The following is an 18,073-nucleotide window of genomic DNA, read 5'->3' as shown; positions in this document are numbered from 1 at the left end:
AACACGAATACCCTCACCTCAATGCTGTGTCTGTTAAGGGGAGCCAATCGGCTAATACTGGTCACTTAAGCCCGCTATTAGGGGAAACACAGGGGGAGGTTCCCGCAGGGAGGCCTCACCCCTGTGGTCGCCCCGTGTATCTCGATGCTTAAACGATCGGAATGAGCCAATCGGCTCCCTTTATCATCGGACAATCCATAACCGCTGCATTTTTCTACTAGAATGAAATCATATGCCTGTTCCTGCTAGGGATCACGTTGCGCTATTTTCGTGATATGAACAGGTCGCCCATCCAGTTAACTCTATGATATTTTTATAGATTAACGGATATAAAAGGAGAATGAGATGACGCAACCGAAAGTTAAGCTGGCGGACGGCAATATCATGCCCCAGTTGGGCCTTGGTGTCTGGCGAGCAAGCCGTGAAGACACGGTAATCGCCGTGACTGAAGCATTGTCCATCGGTTATCGGGCGATCGATACCGCCGCTATTTATAAGAACGAGGAAGCCGTCGGTCAGGCGCTGAGCTCCGCGAATCTGCCGCGTGAAGAAGTCTTCATCACCACCAAGCTCTGGAATGGCGATCACACCGCCCCCCAGAAGGCGCTGGAAGAAAGCCTGAGAAAACTTCGGTTAGATTATATCGATCTCTACCTTATTCACTGGCCGCTCCCGCAACAGAACACCTTTGTGGATGCCTGGCGCGGACTCATCAAACTCCAGGAACAGGGTCTGGCGAAAAGCATCGGCGTTAGCAATTTCCACATTCACCACTTACAGCGGTTAAAAGAAGAAACGGGCGTATTGCCAGTTATCGATCAGGTCGAGCTACACCCTCTTCTCCAGCAAAGACAGCTCCACGCCTGGAATGCGACGCATCATATCCAAACCGAGTCCTGGAGCCCGCTGGCACAGGGCGGTGAGGGCGTTTTTGACCATCCGGTTATTCGTAAACTGGCGACAAAATACGGGAAAACGCCAGCACAGATTGTGATTCGCTGGCATCTGGACAGCGGGCTGGTGGTGATTCCTAAATCGGTGACGCCTTCCCGCATCAAAGAAAACTTCGAAGTGTTCGATTTCCGTCTGGATAAAGACGAGCTAGGTGAAATTGCCAAGCTGGATAGCGGGAAGCGACTAGGATCGGACCCAGATGAACCGAGAAACGACTAGGAGCTAATCCCATTACGGCTACTGGGATAGTCTCTAAGCCACCTGTAATGCCAGCATTCACCGTGCTGGCATTTTTCTTCTAATCGGAAAACTGAATCTCATACACATCGCTACGGCAATGTGCCTCGCTGTATTCCAACAGTTCACCCCGATCGTTATAAACATGCAGTTGGCAATACAGTATCGGTGCTTCCACCGCGATACCAAGCAGTGTGGCGACCTCTGCCGCACAGGCTATCGCTTTGAAGCGATAGCGCTTTTTGTCCGGCGTGATCCCACCCGTCATCCAATGCTGGTAGAGAGACTGTTCAAGCGCTTCCGGGTCAGGCAGGAATTTTTGCGGAATCCAGGTCGCTTCCAGCGAAACAGGCTCGCCATTGCTCAGCCGCACGCGTCGCAGATAGGTAACGGCCTCGCCTTCCGGCAGCGACATTTTTTCCGCGATAGCAGCAGGTGGAACCTGTATCGTTTTCTCTAACCACAGGCTCCCAGCCACGCCGCCCTGTTTCAGCACCAGCGCGGTGAATCCTTCATCCTCAGCACTCAATGCGTAGTGAAGCCGTTGCGCTACGCGAGTTCCCACCCCTTGCTGGCGAACAATCAACCCTTTATCTTCCAGCAGCGACAGGGAACGAGAGACCGTTACGCGCGATAATCCCAGCTGTTGCGCAATCAATCTTTCCGCAGGTAAGAACTGGCCTGCTAACGCCTTCCGACGGTCGATTTCTGATTCAAGCAACGACGCGAGCTGCATATAGCGAGGCGCCGACGACGCCTCAGCCAGTTGATCCCTGACCCAAAGCAGTAATTCCCGCATAGTGCAGCCTTTTTAGTGACGCAGCATTCTGGCTGCGTGCAGGTTAAAACAGGGAGTGAACCTGATTTCATCGCGAAACGAAACGCTCTGACTCTGAAATTGTTGTAATAAAACGTGTTTTTTAGCACCTATCAGACCCAGAACCGCATGCGATTCAAAACGCGATTCACCCTTAATTCATCACAACATTAATCTATAAGGTATCGTCCACACGTCTTCGCATCTTTAATTTCGGTTTGTCTGAATAGAGGTGGATCACATTAAGAAACAGGTGGATACCAGAAACTCTGCCGTCACACGTGTCACGGCAGAGGAATAAGGCGGATGGCAGGCGGTTTACATCGCCGACTGGACGACGAGCTGTCCCGTTGAACCACGGTCGGCCAATTCCAGCGTTTGGCTGTAATACAGGAAGGGGAATGCCATTGAGGAAGGCTGCATGAAATAAACCAGCAGCTCGACGTCGTTATCCACCCACACCGTATCTTTCCAGCCGCTGTCTTCCACCGCCGGAGGGCCACCATTCGCGCTGCGGACGAGAAATTTCACACCCTGAATATGGAAAGCCTGCGGCGTGTCGGCGTGAATAATCCAGCGCTCACAGCGGCCAAGCTGAGTTTGTACATCGGCACGCGTCATGTCCCACATCGCGCCGTTGATACCAGGCAAACTGTCGCCCAAACGGAATTCACGCGTGCGGCTGATGCTGCCTTCAATGATATTGTCGGCCAGCAGGCGCATCGGCAGGTTATCCGTCACCAATGGCAGCAGACCCGTCGGCTTAAGCGTGAGTATTTGAGTAGAAATCAGGATGCTGGAAGGCTCAAATAAGCCGCGCAGGCGATCCATTATCCCAGCCGATTCCCCTGCCGTTAGCGTGACTTCTTCGCCCTGCGACATATCGATCAGAATCTCGCGCCGTTCGCCGGGTGCAAGAGAAAGCTGGTTCACCGCCATCGGCGCGGGCAACAGCCCTTGATCGCTGGCAATCACATGCATCGCCCGGCCATCGCTCAGCCGCATCACATAACGCCGGGAGTTCGACGCATTCAGCAACCTCAGACGCACCCAGCCACGCGACACTTCAACAAAGGGGTTTTGGATACCGTTAACTAACAGCGAATCCCCCACGAAGCCACCGCTAGAAGGCGGGTTATAAATAGGGACACCAAAGTTATCCAGTCGTTTATCCTGAATAATCAATGGGAAATCATCAACACCGTAGTGATTGGGCAGCGGCAGGGCTTTACTGCCTCGGTCTTCCACTAGCCATAGTCCAGCCAGCCCGTTGTAGATATGAGGTGCCATGCGGTTCGGCGTATTCGCATGATACCAGCAGGTCGCCGACGGCTGACGAATGGGCAACACCGGCGACCAGTCGGTTCCTGGAGAGATGATACGGGCGGCTCCGCCCATTAGCGGCCCCGGCACCTGCAACCCGCCGATCGTCATCGCGACAGGCTCGTTTAACCGGTTACTGTAAATCAGCTTAACGTCATCGCCGTCATACACCCGCACCGTTGGCCCCAAATAGTGGCCGTTGATGCCCCAAATGGCTGTCTTACGATCGCCGGAAAATGCCCAATGGGCACGCTGCATGGTCAGAAAAAGCGGCTGGCCTCGACGCGACTCCAGTAATGGCGGTATCGGCAATGCGGCGGAATTCCCACTGGCTTTAGCCGTCAGTGGCGTCATACCCGCACATAACGCAAGGCCCGATGCCTGAATAAACTGACGTCGGCTGAGTGACATAATGACTCCGTAAATCCATTAACCGTAAGCAAAGTTTAACTTCCGATTCGTTCTTGAATAGACAATCGGAAGAAATAATCGCGTAACCCGATGGGATAAGTTTATTTTTTGTCTGCCGCTTCGCGTGCCGCCACTTCTGCATCCAGCTCGGCAATCTTGGCCGCCATCACATCATGGCTGTGTATCGCCAGCTCACGAACCTGATCTTTGGTATACGCACGGGTATCAATGGGCGGCAACATTTCTACGATAACGAGGCCGTTATTCCAGCGGTTCAATTTCACTTTATTGCTGGTCGTAGACACGCAAATCGGCACAATCGGCACTCCTGCGCTAATCGCGGCATGAAAAGCACCGGTTTTGAATGGCAGCAGACCGCGTCCACGGCTGCGCGTACCTTCGGGGAACATCCAGATAGACGTGTTTCGTTCTTTAATGTGCTTCACCACCTGAGCGATGGTGCCATGCGCTTTCGCGCGGTTTTCGCGATCAATCAGCAAATTACCCGTCAACCAGTAGAGCGGCCCAAAGAACGGGATCCACAGCAGGCTTTTCTTACCCACGGTAACCGTACGAGGCTGGACGGCTTTGGATACCGTGACCATATCGTAATTATTCTGATGATTCGCGATATAGATACAGTTGCCGTAACGCGCGGCTTCTTCCGGTATCCGCATTTCTACTTTCAGGCCAAACACCGTGGACAAACGCCCAAAAAGATGGCCGAAGGTCGCCACATGACGGGGATTTCTAGGGCTGAACAGGCAGTAAAACAAGCCAAAAACACAGACCAAAATCGAAAATATAACGACAATAAAAAAACGCAAAATGGATAACATAGCAACCTCATTAGCCAACAGCCGCCGCTAGTATAGCGATTTCGCGCTAAAACACACGGTGATTCAATTTGCTGCAAGATGGCAACCGGAAACTAAAGAAAGGCGGTATTACGCCGCCTTTCTCAACATGCACAGGACAATACGGAGGGGTTATTCTTCGCTGCTGCCGGTGCTAATCTGCTGCGGTGCATCCACCTCAATCCGGTCGATGCGCTGTAGCCCACGCAGCAACGTGCCTTTCCGTCCGCGCTCACCCTGATATTTCTGAAGTTCGTTCGGACGCAACACCAGCTTACGCTTACCGAAATAGAGCGTGACGGAAGCCTGTGGAGGCAGCAGATACAACCAGGTCAGACGGTCTTTACCTTCAGCAAAATCTGCCGAAGAGATGGACACAATCTTGTTGCCTTTGCCTTTTGACAGCTGTGGCAGATCGGAGACAGGGAACAACAACATTCTGCCAGCGGCGGTGATCGCCATCAGTAGGTTATCGTCACCGTGGATCTCAATCGGAGCTAGCGCTTTCGCATTATCCGGCAGCGTAATAATCGCTTTGCCCGCGCGGTTGCGCGCCACCAGATCGTTGAAGGTACACACGAAGCCGTAGCCTGCATCCGATGCCATCAGCAGCGGCTGATCGTCTGCGGCCATCAGCACCTGCTCAATCGTTGCGCCCGGCGGCGGCGTGAGTTTGCCCGTTAGCGGCTCGCCCTGACCGCGTGCGGAAGGCAGCGTGATAGGGTCCAGCGCGTAGCTGCGGCCGGTGGAGTCAATAAACACCACAGGCTGATTGCTCTTACCTTTCGCGGCGGCGCGGAAGCTATCGCCCGCTTTGTAACTCAGTCCGGCAGGATCGATGTCATGCCCTTTGGCGCTGCGCACCCAGCCCATTTCCGACAGTACGATGGTGACCGGTTCGGACGGCACAAAATCATGCTCGCTCATCGCTTTCGCTTCGCCGCGTTCATGCAGCGGCGAACGACGATCGTCGCCATAGGTTTGCGCATCCGCCTGAATTTCTTTCTTAATCAGATTGCTGAGCTTACGATCTGACGCCAGCAGTTCCTGAAGCCGATCGCGCTCTTTTGCCAGATCGTCCTGCTCACTGCGGATTTTCATCTCTTCCAGCTTGGCCAAATGACGTAATTTCAGCTCCAGGATCGCTTCAGCCTGTGTCTCACTCAGGCTGAACTGGCGCATCAGTACCGGCTTCGGCTCATCTTCCGTGCGGATGATATGGATAACTTCATCAATATTCAGGAACGCAATCAGCAAGCCTTCAAGGATATGCAGGCGCTTGAGCACTTTTTCCAGACGGTAGTTCAGTCGACGGCACACGGTGTCGCGACGGAATACCAGCCATTCGCTCAGGATCTCGACCAGCCCTTTCACGCTAGGACGACCATCCAGACCGATCATGTTCATGTTAACGCGATAGCTCTTTTCCAGATCGGTAGTGGCGAACAGGTGGTTCATCACCTGATCCAGATCGATGCGGTTCGAACGCGGCACCAGCACCAGACGGGTTGGGTTCTCGTGATCGGATTCATCGCGCAGATCGTCGATCATCGGCAGCTTCTTCGCACGCATCTGGCTGGCAATCTGCTCCAACACTTTGGCGCCAGAAACCTGATGCGGCAGCGCGGTAATCACCACTTCGCCGTCTTCTTTTTTCCAGACGGCACGCATACGCACCGAGCCGCGGCCATTCTGGTAGAGTTTGCGCACTTCCTCGCGCGGCGTAATGATTTCAGCTTCCGTAGGGAAATCCGGCCCCTGAACGTGCTGCAATAAGTCGTCCAGCGAGGCGTTCGGTTTTTCCAGCAGCATCACCGCAGCGGCAGCGACTTCACGCACGTTGTGCGGCGGTATGTCCGTGGCCATACCAACGGCGATACCGGTGGTGCCGTTCAGCAGAATATTCGGCAGACGCGCAGGCAGCATTTTCGGCTCCTGCATCGTCCCGTCAAAGTTCGGGATGTAATCAACCGTGCCCTGCCCTAACTCCGACAGTAGGATTTCAGCGTATTTGGACAACCGCGATTCGGTATAACGCATGGCGGCGAAGGATTTCGGATCGTCCGGCGCCCCCCAGTTCCCCTGCCCATCCACCAGCGGATAGCGGTACGAGAACGGCTGCGCCATCAGCACCATCGCTTCATAGCAGGCGCTGTCGCCGTGCGGGTGGTATTTACCCAGCACGTCACCCACGGTACGGGCGGATTTTTTAAATTTGGCGCTGGCATTCAGCCCCAGTTCGGACATCGCATACACAATGCGACGCTGCACAGGCTTCAGGCCATCGCCAATGAACGGCAATGCCCTGTCCATGATGACGTACATGGAATAATTCAGGTATGCATTTTCGGTAAACGTGCGCAGCGCAAGGCTTTCTGCGCCGTCATGAGTCATCTCACTCATTTCTCTCATTTCCCTCACATCGCGGCGCGATGGTTACGCTTTCCGGCACGCCATAGCGGCGGTATGTTTGGCGGGAATAGTACCTTATCTGATGAGGTGATGTCACAGAGAACAATCTCGCAGAGCACCGTGTCGCGGCTTCACGCCGTTCATGACTGATGTGAATCCGGCCGCGGCGAGAAAAGAAGGTTAGCGGTAGCGATAGACGTTCGGATGATCGGCGGTCATCGTCTCGCCATATACGGATATTGATGGCTGATCGGGTCGCAGCATAGGCTTTCCCCTAAGACCAAGTAGAATACCCTCAACGGCAGCACCGAAAGACGCTCCTTCAAACCAGAACGCATCATGTATAAAACTCATTCCGTAACAGGCGCCAGTCATATCCATAAGCAGCGCGCCGTGCGAGTGATGGGTCTCGCCGATCAAAATCAGCGTCGTAGCCAGAATACCTTGCCACTCCAGCAGCGTGTCATCGTCCTGCAAATCTTCATTGTCGCCAAAAATAATGTCGCCACTGGCACACGCTTCCCCTGCGTCGCAATCCCTTCGTCAGCATAAACGCCTGCAACGTCAGCCCATTTCGCTAGCGGTACAACGTGCGTGCCGTCGGGCAAATAGGGTGAGTGAGACCAGCTAAATTCAGCGGATAGCCGATTAAGTTCATCGCGAAACCCCGACAAACCCACTTTCGCAGCCGCAAGAATATGCTCAACGTCAAGTGCGTTACGCCGAGCTTTCGACCTCAGTGCAGTCATCTTCATCGACATGTCCCTTATCAGCCTTCAGAACCGCGCCCGGATAGCGATGCAGCTATGCATCCTTTCCATAAATGCCAATTACGTGACAAGCATTGGCTGGAAGATGAATTGCGACGTAAAGGTTGGGCAGAGGAAACGGCAACGACGCGTGTTCGTTTTTTCTGGCATCCTGATATTCATGGAAAAATGCAGGTCTATGGAGTTCATACGGGGGAGGGAACACCATATGAAAGCGTTCGTGTTGCCAACATGGTGTGGGATGCGAAAATTCAGAGCTATACTTTCACGCCTGCGCCCGGTCTGGATGGCCCGACTATCACATGGGCACCAGAAAAGCCAGAGGGGTCAGAGCCTGTTGCGCATACAGGAAGTCCGGTCAACCCCATCGATCAGCCTACCATCCTGATCTATCCTATCCCTGAAGATGAAACGGAAACTACAACGCCACCGTTTCCTGTGCCAGATGAGCATGATCCTACCCGCCAATAGTGGACACGCGACTAAGTGAGTAAACTCTCTACCAGAGGTAGCTCACATGACAAAAGCCGTATCAACCAGTAAAAAACCACGTAAGCAACATACGCCTGAATTTCGCAACGAAGCCCTGAAGCTTGCAGAACGCATCGGTGTCGCTGCCGCTACCCGTGAACTCAGCCTTTATGAATCACAACTTTATGCATGGCGCAGTAAACAACAGCAGCAAATGACATCTTCAGAACGTGAAAGCGAACTGGCCGCTGAAAATGCCCGCCTCAAGCGCCAACTGGCGGAGCGGGACGAGGAGCTGGCCATTCTCCAAAAGGCCGCGACATACTTTGCAAAGCGCCTGAAATGAAGTATGTCTTTATCGAAAAGCATCGGGCTGAGTTTAGCGTCAAAGCCATGTGTCGGGTGGTCAGAGTCGCGCGCAGCGGTTGGTATGTCTGGCGGTCTCGCCGTCATCAGGTCAACTCGCGTCAGCGGTTCCGACTTGTCTGCGATGCTGCCGTCAGCAAGGCATTCAATCATGCCAGACAGTGGTACGGAGCCCCACGACTGGCTGATGAGCTACCGGACTATAACGTGAAAACCATTGCTGCCAGTCTGCGCCGTCAGGGGCTGCGGGCAAAAGCCGCGCGAAAGTTCAGTCCGGTCAGCTACCAGGAGCACGGCCTGCCCGTGTCTGAAAACCTGCTGAAGCAGGGCTTCATCGCCAGCGGCCCGAACCAGAAGTGGGCAGGCGATATCACGTATCTTCGCACGGACGAGGGTTGGCTGTATCTGGCGGTGGTCATTGACCTGTGGTCACGGGCCATTATTAGCTGGTCGATGTCATCACGAATGACGGCGCAACTGGCCTGCGATGCGTTACAAATGGCACTCTGGCGTCGTAAGCGACCGAAAAACGTTATTGTCCATGCTGACCGTGGCGGCAGTACTGTTTAGCGAGTTACCAGACTCTGCTGAAACGGCATAATCGGCATGGCAGCTTGAGTGCAAAGGGTTGTTGCTAAGATAACGCCAGCATGGAAAGCTTTTTCCACTCGCTGAAAGTGGAATGTCTCCACGGAGAGCGCTTTGCCAGTAGGGAAATAATGCGAACAGCGGTGTTTAATTATATCGAGTGTAATTACAATGGGTGGCGTCGCCACAGTACCTGTGGCGGTCTCAGCCCCGAACAGTTTGAAAACCAGAACCTCGCTTAGGGCTGTGTCCACATTACGTGGGTAGGATCCGTTTTTACCATTTAAGCATTTCATTTTAGGAACCGGGATAAACATAATAAACCGTCCCAAAAGCTCCCCAGCTTAAAAGACGGTTAATGTTTATCTTTTGTTCACGTCATTCATCAAACTCGGCGCTTGTTAGCGTCAGACTTCAATCTCCGCCTTATCGCCTTTCTCTTGCAGCCAGTTGCGGCGATCTTCCGAGCGTTTCTTCGCCAGCAGCATATCCATCATCGCCATCGTCTGATCGATGTCGTCTTCTTTGATCGTCAACTGCACCAGACGGCGCGTATTCGGATCCAGCGTGGTTTCACGTAGCTGTAGCGGGTTCATTTCACCCAACCCTTTAAAACGCTGAACGTTTGGCTTGCCTTTCTTGCGTTTAAGCTGTTCCAGCACGCCCGCTTTTTCCTCTTCGTCCAGCGCGTAGTACACCTCTTTGCCCAGATCGATGCGATACAGCGGCGGCATCGCGACATAAACGTGCCCACCCTGAACCAGCGCCCGGAAATGGCGAACAAACAGCGCGCACAGCAGCGTCGCGATGTGCAGGCCATCGGAATCCGCATCCGCCAGAATACAGATCTTACCGTAACGCAGTTGACTGAGATCGTCGCTGTCAGGATCGATGCCGATCGCCACCGAAATATCGTGCACTTCCTGCGAAGCCAGCACTTCATCGGAGGACACTTCCCAGGTATTCAGGATCTTTCCTTTCAGCGGCATGATCGCCTGGAATTCACGCTCGCGCGCCTGCTTCGCCGAGCCGCCCGCCGAGTCCCCTTCCACCAGAAACAGCTCGGTTCGGCTGAGATCCTGCGAGGTACAATCGGCCAGTTTGCCCGGTAACGCAGGCCCACTGGTCAGCTTTTTACGCACCACTTTCTTGGCGGCGCGCATACGGCGCTGCGCGCTGGAAATCGCCAACTCGGCCAGTTGCTCCGCAGCCTGCACGTTTTGGTTCAACCACAAGCTGAACGCGTCTTTCACCACGCCGGACACAAACGCGGCGCACTGACGAGAAGAAAGGCGTTCTTTGGTCTGCCCGGCAAACTGCGGTTCCTGCATTTTAACCGACAGCACATAAGCACAACGTTCCCAGATATCGTCTGCGCTCAGCTTCACGCCGCGCGGCAGAATATTGCGGAATTCGCAGAATTCACGCATCGCATCCAGTAGCCCCTGACGCAAGCCGTTAACGTGCGTCCCGCCCATTGGCGTCGGAATCAGGTTAACGTAGCTTTCCGTCAGTAGCTCACCGCCTTCCGGCAGCCAGAGCAGCGCCCAGTCGACCGCTTCGGTATCGCCAGTAATCGACCCCAGAAACGGTTTTTCCGGCAGCGTAATCAGGCCGTTCACCGACTCGCACAGGTAGTCATTCAGGCCATCCTGATAGCACCAGCGCTGCTCGGTGTTGTTAACTTTGTCTTTAAAGATGATTTCCACACCGGGGCATAAGACCGCTTTGGCCTTCAGCAGGTGCGTCAAACGGGAGACGGAAAAGCGAGCGCTATCGAAGAATTTCTCGTCCGGCCAAAAGTGCACACGCGTGCCGGTATTACGACGGCCACAGGTGCCAGTTACGGTGAGCTCCTGCACTTTATCGCCGTTTGCAAACGCGATGTCATACACCTGACCGTCGCGCTTCACGGTGACTTCAACCCGGGTAGACAGGGCGTTAACCACAGAAATCCCTACGCCGTGCAAGCCGCCCGAGAACTGGTAGTTTTTACCGGAAAATTTCCCACCTGCGTGCAGACGGCACAAAATCAGCTCAACGGCAGGCACCCCCTCTTCCGGGTGAATATCCACCGGCATCCCACGGCCGTCATCAATCACTTCCAGCGACTGATCGGCGTGCAGAATCACATCAATACGACGCGCATGACCCGCCAGCGCCTCATCAACGCTGTTATCTATGACCTCTTGCCCCAGATGGTTAGGACGCGTGGTATCGGTGTACATTCCCGGACGACGGCGCACCGGTTCCAGTCCGCTGAGTACTTCAATCGCATCAGCGTTATAACTTGATTGAGCCATAGTTTGCGTTAATTCTTTGAGTTCAGTAAATGGGGTTTAACGAGCCGCGCCTTCGCGAGTCGTTTTTCAATCCATAATGCATAGGTGGCGATTCAGTCTGTCGTGAGCCCTAAGAAATTCACAATCGGCGTGAAAAAGTGCTCAAATCCGACAAAGGCATGATTGCCCCCTGACTCCACAGTTTGACGGCAGGCCGTGTAATACGCGACTGCCTGACGATAATCCAGAACCTCATCCCCCGTCTGCAACAGCAGCCAGAGCAAATCCGGCGATTCCAGTCGGTCAACCTGCATGACCTTCAGATCGTAAACGTGCCGAGACTCTAGCACATATTGTTCACCGGTGTAGGGGTTCTGGTATTCGCCCAGATGGTCCAGCAATAACTCAAACGGCCTCACCGCAGGATTCACCACCACGGCAGGCAGCATAAAACACTGGGATAACCAGGTGGCATAATAACCACCGAGGGAAGAACCAACAATGCCCACCGGACGACCCGCACGCGCCATAATCAACGATTCCATCATCTCGGCGGCCTCCGCCGGATAAGGCGGAAGCTGTGGAATCACCATGTCAATTTCAGGGTGCTGCTCCGCCAGCCACGTCTTCAACGCTGTCGCTTTCGCCGACTGCGGCGTACTGTTGAAACCGTGTAGATAAAGAAGCGTTGGCATTAGTAACCGTCCGAATCCATGTCAGGCAGGAATTCGCTACCCGACAGACGATAGACCTCAGTTTCCAGGCGACCATCCGGCAGCAGATCCAGATAGCGCCAACCCGGCGCGACCTCATCAATCGTGAAGTTAGTACAGTGCGGTTTAAACTGCACGCAGGTCGACGGCGTCGCCAGCAAACGGCGGCCATGCCAGTCAAAATCCATCTCTTGATGAATATGCCCACACAACACGGTATTCACCTGAGGATAACGATCCAGCACCGCAGACAGGCTATGTGCATTACGCAAGCTGTGCTGATCGAGCCAGGTACAACCGGAAGGATGCGGGTGATGATGCAGCAGTAGCAGCGTAAAGCGGTCAGGCTGACTTTTCAGGCTACGCTCCAGCCATTCAAGCTGGTATTCGCTCAGTTCGCCATGCGGGACACCGAACACTTGGCTATCCAACAGAATAATCTGCCACTTGTCGCCCAACAGCACATGCTTGGATGGCGCAATGCCAGCCTCCGCCAGCGCATCAACCATCGCCGGCTGGAAATCATGGTTACCCGGAAGCCATACGCAAGGTGCGGGGATCTGCGCAATACCGCGCGAGAAATGATGATAGGCCTCCAGCGTGTGATCCTGCGCCAAATCGCCTGTCGCCACGATTAAATCAAACGCATCCTGCCGAGCCTTGATGGCATTCAGCACTGCGTGATAGCTACGATAGGTGTTGATACCCAGCAAGGTTTCATGCTCGCCCGCAAAAAGGTGGGTATCCGTTATTTGTAAAATCCTGACTCTGGCGCCACTCGCCACAGGCAGTGTCAACAGGCTTTCCAAATGGTGTCCTTGGTTACGTAAATCTGTCTCTACCCGTCATCTCTCAACTTGCAGAATACGCTAGCTTCCCTTGATGGCACGACTGTCGCCGTCCTGCGCCTTGAAATCTATTGGGTATCAAAAACCGGTATCGACATCGAACCATACGCCAAACAATATTTTAGCCAATCAGCAAGAAACTGATTAATTTGATGCTTTTCGTCACGCTGGTGTAACTTCTTATTAGGATAATCATAACGTGCTTTGAAACGAAAGATCTGCTGGCTAGCACACACTTCCGCAACCAACGCATCATGATACAGCCTAACGCTCATCATTGGCAGGCTCCAGTAGCTGACAGTGGGCGCTGTCTGCTTAATTTCGACCAATGAGGTATAGCGGGTAGACTCAAGTATCGTCAGTTGATAGACCGCATTATTGACGTGATAAACCGCGATTTCACCGACTTCATCAATTTTCGGCAGCAAACGCCGTAATTGCATAAAGTTGGTTTCACATAGCCTCATCATGGCGGGGAAATCCGGAGTATAACGTTTCATAAATTCAATCCACCCACGCGCGTTTCAGTTCTTCATGGTGCAACGCCAACCATTGCAGGGCAATGACAGACGCAGCGTTATCAACGATGCCTTCTTCAACCCATTGATAACTTTGTTCACGGCTCACCACATGTACGCGAATATCTTCATTCTCTTCCGTCAGGCCATGAATGCCTTTCGCCGTTCGCGTATCTACTTCGCCTACCATCACCGCCAGACGTTCACTGGTGCCACCGGGGCTGGCAAGATAGTTGATTATCGGTCGACAACGACCAACCCTTAATCCGGCTTCTTCGTGCGCTTCGCGCCGTGCCACCTCTTCGTGGCTTTCTCCTGGTTCAATCATGCCAGCCACCAGCTCAAACAGCCAGGGGGACGCGCTGGTGTCATAGGCGGCAATGCGAATCTGTTCAATTAATACCACTTCATCACGCACCGGATCGTAAGGCAACAGCACGACAGCATGGCCGCGCTCCAGAATCTCACGGCGGACTTCACCGCTCATGCCGCCATTAAACAGGCGATGGCGGAAGCGGTAACACTCCAGCGAAAAAAAACCGTCGTACAGCGTTTCGCGTGCAATAATTTCTACATCATCTTTGGTGAAAGTAACCGGGCCGGATTCGGAAGACGACATGGCTGCACTCCTGTAACAAGTATTAATGGAATCCGGTATTGTATGGCGGAATCCGCTGTCATTATACTCATCATTGTTTTTGACCGTTTATTGAGCGTGACGTCGGCGAAGTGAGGGGAGTACCCGTCCATCGCATCACTTTTCGGTACCTTACTGAACAGTAAAACGTCGCACTGAATCATCCAACGGGTCAATTTACCTGACCATTTGGACATATTCCGCTGAAAGATGGCACATTCAGCTACCTTATCCTATTGGCAGATTCTGATAGAATCGACAATTATTCGTCTACAGACAGCGCTACCATAGCGAGATTGCTGCACAACAAGGAATGCAAATGAAGAAATTGCTCCCTCTTCTGATTGGTCTGAGCCTGGGCGGTTTTAGCGCCATGAGTCAGGCGGAAAACCTGTTACAGGTCTACCAGCAGGCAAAAAGCACCAACCCTGATTTACGCAGCGCTGCGGCAACCCGCGACGCCGCGTTTGAAAAGATTAACGAATCACGTAGCCCGTTACTGCCGCAGTTGGGAATCAACGCCGGTTATACCTATAACAAAGGTTACCGTGACAGCAATGGCGTCAACAGCAACGAAAAAAGCGCAACATTGCAGTTAACCCAGACGCTGTTCGACATGTCCAAGTGGCGTGCGCTAACATTGCAGGAAAAACAAGCGGGTATTGAAGACGTCACCTACCAGACTGCCCAGCAAAACCTGATGCTGAACACGGCGACCGCCTATTTCAACGTCCTGCGAGCAATTGATTCGCTGTCCTACATCAATGCGCAGAAGCAGGCGATTTATCGTCAGTTGGATCAAACGACACAGCGCTTCAACGTCGGCCTGGTCGCGATTACCGACGTCCAGAACGCCCGCGCCCAATACGACAGCGTGTTGGCTAATGAAGTGTTGACGCGTAATACGCTGGATAACGCGTTGGAATCACTGCGCCAGATTACCGGTAATTTCTACCCGCAGTTGGCCGGCCTGAATATCGAGCGTTTCTCTACGCAGAAGCCTGAGGCCGTTAACAACCTGCTGAAAGAAGCGGAAAACCGCAACCTGAACCTGTTGTCCGCGCGTTTGAGCCAGGATTTGGCGCGTGAGCAGATTCGCTCCGCCGAAACTGGCTATATGCCAACGCTGGATCTCACCGCGTCTACAGGTGTGAGTGATACTCGCTATTCCGGTTCCCGCACAAATAGCAGCAGCTTCAACGACACCGACGCAGGGCAGCACAGAGTCGGTATTAACTTCACTCTACCACTTTATAGCGGCGGCGCGACCAACTCTCAGGTGAAACAGGCGCAGCACAGCTACGTCAGCGCCAGCGAACTGCTGGAAAGCGCCCACCGTTCTGTTATCCAAACCGTGCGTTCATCGTTTAACAACATTTCTGCGTCCATCAGCAGCATCAACGCTTACAAACAGGCTGAAGTGTCTGCACAAAGCTCTCTGGATGCGATGGAAGCCGGTTATCAGGTTGGCACACGTACTATTGTTGACGTACTGGATGCCACCACCACGCTGTATAACGCCAAACAACAGCTCTCCAGCGCACGTTATGATTATCTGATCAATCAGTTAAACATTAAATCCGCGCAGGGTTCGTTGAATGAAAATGATCTACAGACGCTGAATGCCTCACTGGGTCAGCCGGTTTCTACCACGCCGACCGTAACGGACAACACTGCCCCGCAGGCAACCACCGCCTCGGCACAGCATTAATCAGCTAGCCGCGTTTACACGCATCAAATACAGGGGAACCACGGTTCCCCTTTTTTATGTCGATGTTTTTTGCAGAACCACGCAACGTCATCACATTGCAAGAGACTTGTTCACTTTGTATTAAGCGAAACGTTGCACAACATAATGTATAGCAACGTAAAGACCCCTTCTGTTACGCCTATTGCCGCTTTAAATTCAGGCAGCCTTCCCCTATTCTTAGGCACACTTATTGGTTATTGGCCGTGATGCTTTGCTCTGGGATAAACACGATGAAACGTACAAAAAATATTAATCAGGAAATGTTCCGCAAGGAATGGCGAACGCACCGTTTGGCACCTGTCGCGTTGGCCGTCAGTGCCGTATTTTTCCTCGCGGGCTGTGAACAAACCGATGAAACCGTCTCTCTCTATCAGAATGCAGATGACTGTTCGTCAGCTAACCCGTCAATGGCTGCCCAGTGCACCACCGCGTACAATAATGCGTTAAAAGAAGCGGAAAAAACGGCACCAAAATACGCAACGAAAGAAGATTGCGTAGCAGAATTCGGCGAAGCACAGTGTACCCAAACGCCTGCGCCAGCACAGGCCGGTATGGCAGCAGAATCTCAGCAGGGCGGCGGGATGTCCTGGATGCCATTGATGGCTGGCTACATGATGGGTCGCATGATGGGTGGCGGTGCCGGTTTCGCGCAACAGCCGCTGTTCAGTCCAAAAACACCGGCCAGCCCGGCCAATGGTCAGTTCGTTGATGCTGCAGGTAAAAATTACGGCAACGCAACGACAGGTCGCACGATGACTGTGCCTAAAACCGCACTGGCACCAAAACCTGCAACGACCTCAACCATCACGCGTGGTGGTTTTGGTGAAACCGTCGCGAAGCAAAACAGCATGCAGCGCAGCAGCGCCAGCTCAAGTTCCAGCGCTTCCCGCAGTATGGGCGGCTGAGGCGTATTGAATGAAGCGGATAGATATTACAGCGCGTCCTGACTGGCAGGAAAAAGCGACCGAGTTTGGTTTTCGTTTCCACACCATGTACGGCGAGCCCTACTGGAGCGAAGAGGCTTACTACCAGTTCACCCTTGCTCAGATCGAAGAACTGGAAGAAACCACGGCGGAGCTGCACCAGATGTGCCTGCAGGTGGTGGAGAAAGTCATCAATAGCGACGCGCTGCTCGCTAAATTCCGTATTCCCAAGCACACCTGGGAATTCGTGAGACACTCATGGCGTACCAATCAACCCTCGCTGTATTCACGCCTCGATTTGGCGTATGACGGCAAATCCCCAGCCAAGCTGCTGGAAAATAATGCGGATACACCAACCTCGCTGTACGAAGCAGCCTTTTTCCAATGGCTCTGGTTGGAAGATCAAATCAACGCCGGGAATCTGCCGCAGAATTCTGACCAGTACAACAGCATTCAGGAAAAGCTGATCGAACGCTTTGAAGAACTGAAACTCAATCACGGCTTCGGCTTACTGCATTTCGCCTGCTGTCAGGATACGGAAGAAGACCGCGGCACAGTGCAATATCTACAAGATTGCGCACTGGAAGCGGGCCTGCCGAGCGAGTTTCTGTACATTGAGGAAATCGGCCTCGGAGAGAAAGGCCAGTTTACCGATCCTGAAAACCAGGTGATTGGTAACCTGTTCAAACTGTATCCGTGGGAGTTTATGCTGCGCGAAATGTTTTCCACCAAGCTGGAAGATGCTGGCGTGCGCTGGCTGGAACCGGCCTGGAAAAGCATCATTTCCAATAAAGCGCTTCTGCCGATGCTGTGGGAAATGTTCCCGAATCATCCCAACCTACTTCCTGCCTATTTCGCAGAAGATGAACATCCCCAGTTGGACAGCTACGTCACCAAGCCGCTGTTTTCGCGCGAGGGGGCAAACATTCAAATTATCGAGAACGGGAAAGAGATTGCCTCAGCCGACGGCCCTTATGGCGAAGAAGGCATGATCGTCCAGCAATATCACCCACTGCCGAAATTTGGCGATAGCTACACGCTGATTGGGAGCTGGCTGGTGAACGATCAGCCTTGTGGTATAGGCGTACGCGAAGATCGCGCCCTGATCACTCAGGATCTCTCGCGTTTCTATCCACATACCATTCTGGATTAAGCCGCAACATTGAAACTAATAAGGCACGGTTTTCACCGTGCCT

The 18,073-nt window shown here is 53.2% G+C and carries 14 protein-coding genes and 2 pseudogenes; 6 read left to right on the top strand and 10 right to left on the bottom strand.

What is annotated here, in order from left to right; genetic code table 11:
• The first annotated feature begins 345 nt into the window (after nucleotides 1-345).
• Complete coding sequence (dkgA, locus tag LCF41_RS01680) at nucleotides 346-1,173, top strand: 2,5-didehydrogluconate reductase DkgA (protein ID WP_225086614.1); 828 nt, start codon at nucleotides 346-348, stop codon at nucleotides 1,171-1,173.
• Between the two features lie 79 nt (nucleotides 1,174-1,252).
• Here the strand turns inward: dkgA and LCF41_RS01675 are convergent, their stop codons facing one another.
• The 5 genes from LCF41_RS01675 to LCF41_RS01650 all read right to left on the bottom strand — a co-directional run bounded on the left by LCF41_RS01675 (nucleotide 1,253) and on the right by LCF41_RS01650 (nucleotide 7,766).
• Nucleotides 1,253-1,990, bottom strand: coding sequence for a GntR family transcriptional regulator (locus LCF41_RS01675; protein WP_225086613.1), 738 nt, complete (start codon nucleotides 1,988-1,990; stop codon nucleotides 1,253-1,255).
• Nucleotides 1,991-2,326: 336 nt separating this feature from the next.
• Nucleotides 2,327-3,742: a cell division protein FtsP gene (gene ftsP / locus LCF41_RS01670; RefSeq protein ID WP_225086612.1), complete on the bottom strand. Its 1,416-nt coding sequence runs from the start codon at nucleotides 3,740-3,742 to the stop codon at nucleotides 2,327-2,329.
• A 101-nt stretch (nucleotides 3,743-3,843) separates the two neighbouring features.
• Nucleotides 3,844-4,581 (bottom strand): 1-acylglycerol-3-phosphate O-acyltransferase, encoded by a 738-nt coding sequence (locus tag LCF41_RS01665; protein ID WP_225086611.1) that lies wholly within the window; start codon nucleotides 4,579-4,581, stop codon nucleotides 3,844-3,846.
• 150 nt (nucleotides 4,582-4,731) lie between these two features.
• Complete coding sequence (gene parC, locus LCF41_RS01660; RefSeq protein WP_225086610.1) at nucleotides 4,732-7,002, bottom strand: DNA topoisomerase IV subunit A; 2,271 nt, start codon at nucleotides 7,000-7,002, stop codon at nucleotides 4,732-4,734.
• 431 nt (nucleotides 7,003-7,433) lie between these two features.
• Nucleotides 7,434-7,766, bottom strand: a complete 333-nt coding sequence (locus tag LCF41_RS01650; protein ID WP_225086609.1) for a hypothetical protein — start codon at nucleotides 7,764-7,766, stop codon at nucleotides 7,434-7,436.
• A 78-nt stretch (nucleotides 7,767-7,844) separates the two neighbouring features.
• Here LCF41_RS01650 and LCF41_RS01645 point away from each other — a divergent pair.
• Both LCF41_RS01645 and LCF41_RS01640 read left to right on the top strand, forming a co-directional pair.
• Nucleotides 7,845-8,237 (top strand): annotated as a pseudogene (locus tag LCF41_RS01645) (S-type pyocin domain-containing protein); the annotation flags it as partial.
• Between the two features lie 61 nt (nucleotides 8,238-8,298).
• Nucleotides 8,299-9,448, top strand: a pseudogene (locus LCF41_RS01640) (IS3 family transposase).
• Nucleotides 9,449-9,613: 165 nt separating this feature from the next.
• On the opposite strand, the gene parE reads toward LCF41_RS01640, so the two are convergent.
• From parE to nudF, 5 genes are all read right to left on the bottom strand, one after another.
• Complete coding sequence (parE, locus tag LCF41_RS01635) at nucleotides 9,614-11,509, bottom strand: DNA topoisomerase IV subunit B (protein ID WP_225086608.1); 1,896 nt, start codon at nucleotides 11,507-11,509, stop codon at nucleotides 9,614-9,616.
• 92 nt (nucleotides 11,510-11,601) lie between these two features.
• Entirely contained in the window at nucleotides 11,602-12,183 is a 582-nt protein-coding gene (yqiA, locus tag LCF41_RS01630) for an esterase YqiA (protein ID WP_225086607.1), read from the bottom strand.
• Nucleotides 12,183-13,010, bottom strand: coding sequence for a 3',5'-cyclic-AMP phosphodiesterase (gene cpdA / locus LCF41_RS01625; RefSeq protein WP_225086606.1), 828 nt, complete (start codon nucleotides 13,008-13,010; stop codon nucleotides 12,183-12,185). Before cpdA ends, yqiA begins: the two co-directional genes overlap by 1 nt.
• A gap of 107 nt (nucleotides 13,011-13,117) precedes the next feature.
• A complete protein-coding gene (locus LCF41_RS01620; RefSeq protein ID WP_010280219.1) occupies nucleotides 13,118-13,549 on the bottom strand; it encodes a DUF1249 family protein in 432 nt (143 codons plus the stop codon).
• 4 nt (nucleotides 13,550-13,553) lie between these two features.
• A complete protein-coding gene (gene nudF, locus LCF41_RS01615; protein ID WP_225086605.1) occupies nucleotides 13,554-14,186 on the bottom strand; it encodes an ADP-ribose diphosphatase in 633 nt (210 codons plus the stop codon).
• A 337-nt stretch (nucleotides 14,187-14,523) separates the two neighbouring features.
• Between nudF and tolC the strand changes: the two genes are divergently transcribed.
• From tolC to LCF41_RS01600, 3 genes are all read left to right on the top strand, one after another.
• A complete protein-coding gene (gene tolC / locus LCF41_RS01610) occupies nucleotides 14,524-15,915 on the top strand; it encodes an outer membrane channel protein TolC (RefSeq protein ID WP_225086604.1) in 1,392 nt (463 codons plus the stop codon).
• Nucleotides 15,916-16,184: 269 nt separating this feature from the next.
• Nucleotides 16,185-16,859: a DUF1190 family protein gene (locus LCF41_RS01605; RefSeq protein WP_180743900.1), complete on the top strand. Its 675-nt coding sequence runs from the start codon at nucleotides 16,185-16,187 to the stop codon at nucleotides 16,857-16,859.
• Nucleotides 16,860-16,869: 10 nt separating this feature from the next.
• Entirely contained in the window at nucleotides 16,870-18,030 is a 1,161-nt protein-coding gene (locus tag LCF41_RS01600; RefSeq protein ID WP_225086603.1) for a glutathionylspermidine synthase family protein, read from the top strand.
• Nucleotides 18,031-18,073 lie beyond the last annotated feature (43 nt).

This window comes from Pectobacterium colocasium (assembly GCF_020181655.1).
Classification (GTDB): domain Bacteria; phylum Pseudomonadota; class Gammaproteobacteria; order Enterobacterales; family Enterobacteriaceae; genus Pectobacterium; species Pectobacterium colocasium.
Note: the sequence above shows the minus strand (reverse complement) of the source record. Positions and strands in the feature narration are given on the sequence as shown.

Excerpts from the sequence above, each read along its gene's own strand:
- dkgA (WP_225086614.1), top strand. The coding sequence starts at position 346 with ATGACGCAACCGAAAGTTAAGCTGGCGGACGGCAATATCATGCCCCAG.
- LCF41_RS01675 (WP_225086613.1), bottom strand. The coding sequence starts at position 1,990 with ATGCGGGAATTACTGCTTTGGGTCAGGGATCAACTGGCTGAGGCGTCG.
- ftsP (WP_225086612.1), bottom strand. The coding sequence starts at position 3,742 with ATGTCACTCAGCCGACGTCAGTTTATTCAGGCATCGGGCCTTGCGTTA.
- LCF41_RS01665 (WP_225086611.1), bottom strand. The coding sequence starts at position 4,581 with ATGTTATCCATTTTGCGTTTTTTTATTGTCGTTATATTTTCGATTTTG.
- parC (WP_225086610.1), bottom strand. The coding sequence starts at position 7,002 with ATGAGTGAGATGACTCATGACGGCGCAGAAAGCCTTGCGCTGCGCACG.
- LCF41_RS01650 (WP_225086609.1), bottom strand. The coding sequence starts at position 7,766 with ATGAAGATGACTGCACTGAGGTCGAAAGCTCGGCGTAACGCACTTGAC.
- parE (WP_225086608.1), bottom strand. The coding sequence starts at position 11,509 with ATGGCTCAATCAAGTTATAACGCTGATGCGATTGAAGTACTCAGCGGA.
- yqiA (WP_225086607.1), bottom strand. The coding sequence starts at position 12,183 with ATGCCAACGCTTCTTTATCTACACGGTTTCAACAGTACGCCGCAGTCG.
- LCF41_RS01620 (WP_010280219.1), bottom strand. The coding sequence starts at position 13,549 with ATGAAACGTTATACTCCGGATTTCCCCGCCATGATGAGGCTATGTGAA.
- nudF (WP_225086605.1), bottom strand. The coding sequence starts at position 14,186 with ATGTCGTCTTCCGAATCCGGCCCGGTTACTTTCACCAAAGATGATGTA.
- tolC (WP_225086604.1), top strand. The coding sequence starts at position 14,524 with ATGAAGAAATTGCTCCCTCTTCTGATTGGTCTGAGCCTGGGCGGTTTT.
- LCF41_RS01605 (WP_180743900.1), top strand. The coding sequence starts at position 16,185 with ATGAAACGTACAAAAAATATTAATCAGGAAATGTTCCGCAAGGAATGG.
- LCF41_RS01600 (WP_225086603.1), top strand. The coding sequence starts at position 16,870 with ATGAAGCGGATAGATATTACAGCGCGTCCTGACTGGCAGGAAAAAGCG.